Annotated in this window: 4 protein-coding genes; all 4 read right to left on the bottom strand. The window is 39.1% G+C overall.

Going from position 1 to position 5289, the window contains the following annotated elements; translation table 11 throughout:
* Window positions 1–408: 408 nt before the first annotated feature.
* Window positions 409–1254 (bottom strand): LytTR family DNA-binding domain-containing protein, encoded by an 846-nt coding sequence (locus VJ937_RS10910; RefSeq protein WP_324067005.1) that lies wholly within the window; start codon window positions 1252–1254, stop codon window positions 409–411.
* A gap of 120 nt (window positions 1255–1374) precedes the next feature.
* Window positions 1375–1584 (bottom strand): hypothetical protein, encoded by a 210-nt coding sequence (locus tag VJ937_RS10905; RefSeq protein ID WP_057951923.1) that lies wholly within the window; start codon window positions 1582–1584, stop codon window positions 1375–1377.
* The gene (feoB, locus tag VJ937_RS10900) at window positions 1581–4046 is read right to left on the bottom strand and encodes a ferrous iron transport protein B (protein ID WP_324067003.1); all 2466 of its coding nucleotides are present in this window, start codon (window positions 4044–4046) and stop codon (window positions 1581–1583) included. The genes VJ937_RS10905 and feoB overlap by 4 nt, the downstream gene beginning before the upstream one ends.
* Before the next feature lie 358 nt (window positions 4047–4404).
* The coding region (locus VJ937_RS10895; protein ID WP_324067001.1) for a Fic family protein at window positions 4405–5289 on the bottom strand (885 nt) is incomplete at its 5' end.

The following is a 5289-nucleotide window of genomic DNA, read 5'->3' as shown; positions in this document are numbered from 1 at the left end:
AAATTCTGTAAAAAATATGTGTAGTAGAATAATCGCAGCGTATTTAGCGCTTTGCGTTGGCGATAGAAATATCATAGATATGCTGATTAAAGCGGATAACGGATCTACGCTTCTCTGCGATAATCCGTCTATCAACGATATTTTTTTTTGGTTTGCTCGCTGAATTTTTGTGTAGCAATAGATTTTCAAGAAAACATAAACCACAGATTAATCAATCGGTATAATCCGCGTCCTATTTTTATCGGGTTAAGACAGGAGCTACTCCGATTGATCTTCGGCAAACTTGCCTGGCTTTAAATCACAAAAAAAACAGCACACGGAATAGACTGACGCTAAATGACATGCACCTTACACGCTCATTTAGTGACACTTAACCTTCAGTAGTTTTGCTTAGTCCGAGGTCAATTATTACAGGAATTTTATACGAGATTTTAAATCTTTGATGGCATTTTTGGAGACGGGAACCTCTAAATTTAGGCTGTGAAAATATAGTTTATATCCCTGAGAGTTCCCTTCAACACGATCAATTTGATTAATATTGACCAAAAATGAGCGATGGCACTTAAAAAAATAGTTGTAATCAGATAAGAGTTCATTGACTTTAAGTAAAGTAGATCGAATCAACTGACTTTTTATGGTTGTTCCGTCGCGCCAAAAGACTTCAATGTAATTGTCGGCAGAACGGATTAAAATAATCAGGCCCGGTTTAAGTGAAAGTTTATCTTTCTGATACTCACTATCGAAATGCACCAATTTATCTTCAACCTTTCTGTTCTGCTCCAACTGTTTGTTTAAATTATTTGCTGTACGCAAATGCAGGCGCAAAAGCCGGTTGTAATTAAAAATGATGAGTGCCGTGAGTGGAATAATGGCAATCATAATCATTTTAACAATCATAGAAAAACTAAACTCTATAATTCCCAGGGTTTTGTACATTAAAAAATAACCCAAAGCAATGGTAAAAAGCAACCAAAGATCCCACAGAATTTCCTTCCAGATTTTCCATTCACGATGTAAAAAAATTTGCGGCCAAAGACTTGGTAGTACGAGCAAATTGATGCTCAGGGATAAAAATGTAATAACTCCCAATCCAATAATAAGATAAATTTTATCTTTACCTGCAAGGGTGCTGATTTCCAATGGTTGAAAAAGCAATAAAAAAACAAATATACTAATGCTGATAAAGAAAATTACCCGGGCATTTCTTTTCAGGTCATCGTTAAAAGGATAGGGTCTTTTTAGGAACTTAAGCATAAGTATATTTTCAGAGATTCGTTCACATTAAGGCAGGGCAAAGTTATTACATTATTGTGGATGCGTATCTTTTTTGTGAATTTTGTAGTGTAAAAACAAAACCTAAACATTTACGCATATTTAATGCGATGCATCCTGAGTTTGCTCCAGGGCATTGCCTTCGATATTTTGCATAACGCTCTTCAGCGGGCAGCTTTTATCGCAGGAGCCACAGCCCCCGCCACCAGCATCGTGCATTTTTGTGCGCACGGTAAAAAACCTTACAAATGAACGAATAAATAATGCTAAACTTGCTGCAACTACTATATATGTCAATATATCCTGTATCATAATACTTGAATCATAAATTTTCCAACCTGAAATACTAAAAAGGACATAACCCATGCAAGTCCTGTTGTGTATACCACCAGGAATACAGGCCATTTCCAGCCGTTGGTCTCTTTTTTCACAGCGGCCACCACCCCTACGCACGGGAAATAAATCAAAATAAAGATAAGGAATGAAAGTGCCCTGAGGTTATACATGGCCTTACTCTCCCCTGTTTTGCGGCTTTCCTCCCTTAGTTTGCTTATGAGCGACTGATTATTCTCATCATCTGTTTGATAAATTACACCCAATGTACTTACTACAATTTCTTTGGCTGCAATACCGGTTACAATACTGATACCCATACGCCAATCGAGTCCGATTGGGGTAATTACAGGCTCAATGGCATGACCTATCTGGCGGAGATACGATTGCTCAAGATGTGCTTTTTCATAAGCCATATTGATTTCCTTAAGCTTCTCCTCCTTCAAAGGCTCTGTTATTTCTGAACTTTGCTCAACTTTTGCAATTTCCTGCTTCCTTTTTTGAATCTGCTCCGTATCTTGCGGATAAAACTTAAGCGCCCAAATTATGATAACTGCTACCAGAATTGTGCCGCCCACCTTTTTCAGGTATTCAGCTGCTTTATCCCACATGTGACGCAAAATAACACGTAAAGTCGGAACACGATATGGTGGCAACTCCATTACAAAAGGAGCGCTGGGTTGCTTAAACAATACCTTTTTAAAGATAAGCGCCGTAATTACAGCCAGCGTAATACCAAAAAGATAAATACCCATTAACATTAGCGTGGGATATTGCGGAAAGAAAGCGCCGATAATAAGAATATAAACCGGCAACCTTGCACTACACGACATGAACGGATTAATGAGCATGGTGAGTAGGCGATCCTGCTTATTTTCAAGAATACGGGTGGCAAGAATGGCCGGCACATTGCAACCAAATCCCATCAACAATGGAATAAAGGACTTACCGTGCAGACCTATTTTGTGCATTACTTTATCCATTATAAATGCAGCCCGGGCCATGTAGCCGGTATCTTCCATCAGGCTGATGAAAAAGAACAGAATTAAAATATTGGGAAGGAAAACCAATACCGACCCTATTCCGCTTATAATGCCATCTGTAAGTAAATGCCGGAATGAACCTTTTGGCAGAAACTCGATGCTCATATTGTTAAGCCAGGCAAATAGCGAATCGATCCAATCCATCGGGTATTGTCCCACATTAAAGGTGACATAAAACATGATGAACATGAAGGCGAAAAATACCGGGAACCCAAATAGCTTATGGGTTAAAAACGCATCGATAATTTCTGTCTTACGCCGCCGCCTCACCGGACTTTCGGAATAAGTTTCTGTTAGTGCCCCGGCCACGAATCCGTATTTGGCATCGGTAAAAACGGCATCGGGTTTATCCTGATATATGCGTTCAATTCTTTCAGACTCGGTTTCTGCTGCTGAACGTATGTTTTCTGCATTTTGCGCAGTGGCAATTACATCCTGCACATGCCGGTCACGTTCCAATAATTTTATGGCAATATACCGTGCCGAACGTGTGGTTGTAAGGTGCTTATTGCCCTTTACCTGCGTCTTGACCCGGTCAATTGATTTCTCAATTTCCTGACCGTAATTAATATGAATAAGCTTAAATGTTTCGTCGCGATTTTCATACACATCAATTACCTTTTGCATAAGCTCCTTAAGGCCTTTGCCCTTAGAACCAACTGTTGGTACGATGGGAATTCCCAACATGGCACCCAGATGCTCCACATCCAATTTGGCGCGTTTTTTCTCAAGCTCATCGTACATATTTAGCGCCATCACAACCGGTATATGCATGTCGATCAGCTGCGTGGTCAGGTACATGTTGCGCTCCAGGTTCGAAGCATCCACCACATTGACCACAATGTCGGGTGTATTATTGAAAATAAAGTTTCGTACAAAAAGCTCTTCGTGCGAATAGGCCGATAAAGAATATGTACCGGGCAAATCGTAGAAATTGAAATCGTAACCGTGCATACTGGCTGCAGCCTTTTTAACATCGACGGTTACACCTCCATAATTACCAACTTTCTCTTTGGCGCCCGCTAAAAAATTAAATACCGTGGTTTTACCGGCATTAGGATTTCCTACAAATGCCACGTTAATTGTGCGGCCTTTTATTTCGGCCGATTTATATAAAACCTCATCATCGGAAAAGCTTCCGGTAAATCCGTTGAGGTCTAATTTTCTGGCTTCCTCAAGTGTTATTATCTCTACCATATCGGCTTCTTTGCGCCGCAAAGAAACGTCGTAACCCATTATCTCGTATTCTACCGGATCCTTCAGGGGTGCATTCCGAATTACTTTAACTTCCTTACCCCTAACAAAACCCATTTCGGTTACTCGCCTGCGGAAACCACTGTGCCCCCGCACTTTAACTATTACCGCTTTTTCGCCATTCTTCAGTTCAGATAACTGCATTTCCTTATGCTGATTTAGATTGGATAAAAATAGTAACTATCAATTAACATACCAATAGCATTGGAAGAAATTCTAAATTAAATTATCAACAGGATTTTTCTGGGTAGAAAACACGGGTGTAGATGGATGTGGGTTTGAAAAACACTAATTACGAGAAGCTTTTAGTACATCTTACCACCGCCTGTTCGGGACTTTCACCCTATAGCTTATGCCCATGCCGGGCGCACACGGTTGGCGGTATGGTTAGCTGCCGATTTCGAAGGACGTTCCTGTCAGGTTACAACTACTTTTGATACAAGCTGTGCCGCTAGAATACGCACTGCACAGGCAATTAACTATACGGTGTACCAACTGGGCTTTATCTAAATAATTTTAAATAATTATCAAATACATATACTCTGCTCCTTTGTCCTCCAGTGTTTTCTTTTAATATCTTAAGTTTTTCTAAATCTGAAATCAATTTGTAGGATGATGGCATAGAAATCGAAGCAATCTCACTGACCTTACCTGCTGTAATCATTGGACGTTTGTATAGATAGTCAATTACCTTCTTTGCTTTTAAAGCTCTACTGCCTAATGATTGGATATCAATATCAATTTGTTTTTGAAGTTGTAGTATATTGTCAAAAGTGACAATTCCTTTTGTAGCAGTTTCAATCACTCCAACAAGAAAGAATTTATACCATTGTCCTAAGTCGTTTTTTTCTCTTACAATTGTTAAATTATCATAGTATAATTGCCTGTTTCGTTCAAAAAAGTCAGACAAATACAATACTGGTTTTTCTAATACTCCTTTGGCTACCAAATAAAGTGGAATTAATAATCGTCCTACTCTACCATTTCCATCAAGAAAAGGGTGAATTGTCTCAAATTGGTAATGAACCAGTCCAATTTTCAGCAATTCAGGGATATATAATTCTTCGTTATAAATAAATTTCTCAATATCACTCATTAGGTCAGGCACAGAGCTATGAACTGGAGGTATAAATACAGCATCATTTATTGTTGCCCCACCAATCCAGTTTTGACTAATTCGAAATTCACCAGGTTGTTTTTTTTCTCCTCGCACACCTTGAAGCAATACACGATGAGTTTCTCTTATTAACCGTGATGAAAAAGGCAGTTTATCAAGGTGCTCATTAGCCCATTCCATTGCTTTTATGTAGTTCTGAACTTCTTCCCAATCGTCTCGTTTATCTAATGGTAAATCCTCTTTCTCTAAAAGAGCTTCGTCTACATTTGT

It is taken from the genome of Salinivirga sp. (genome assembly GCF_035268865.1).
Lineage (GTDB): Bacteria > Bacteroidota > Bacteroidia > Bacteroidales > Salinivirgaceae > Salinivirga.
Note: the sequence above shows the minus strand (reverse complement) of the source record. Positions and strands in the feature narration are given on the sequence as shown.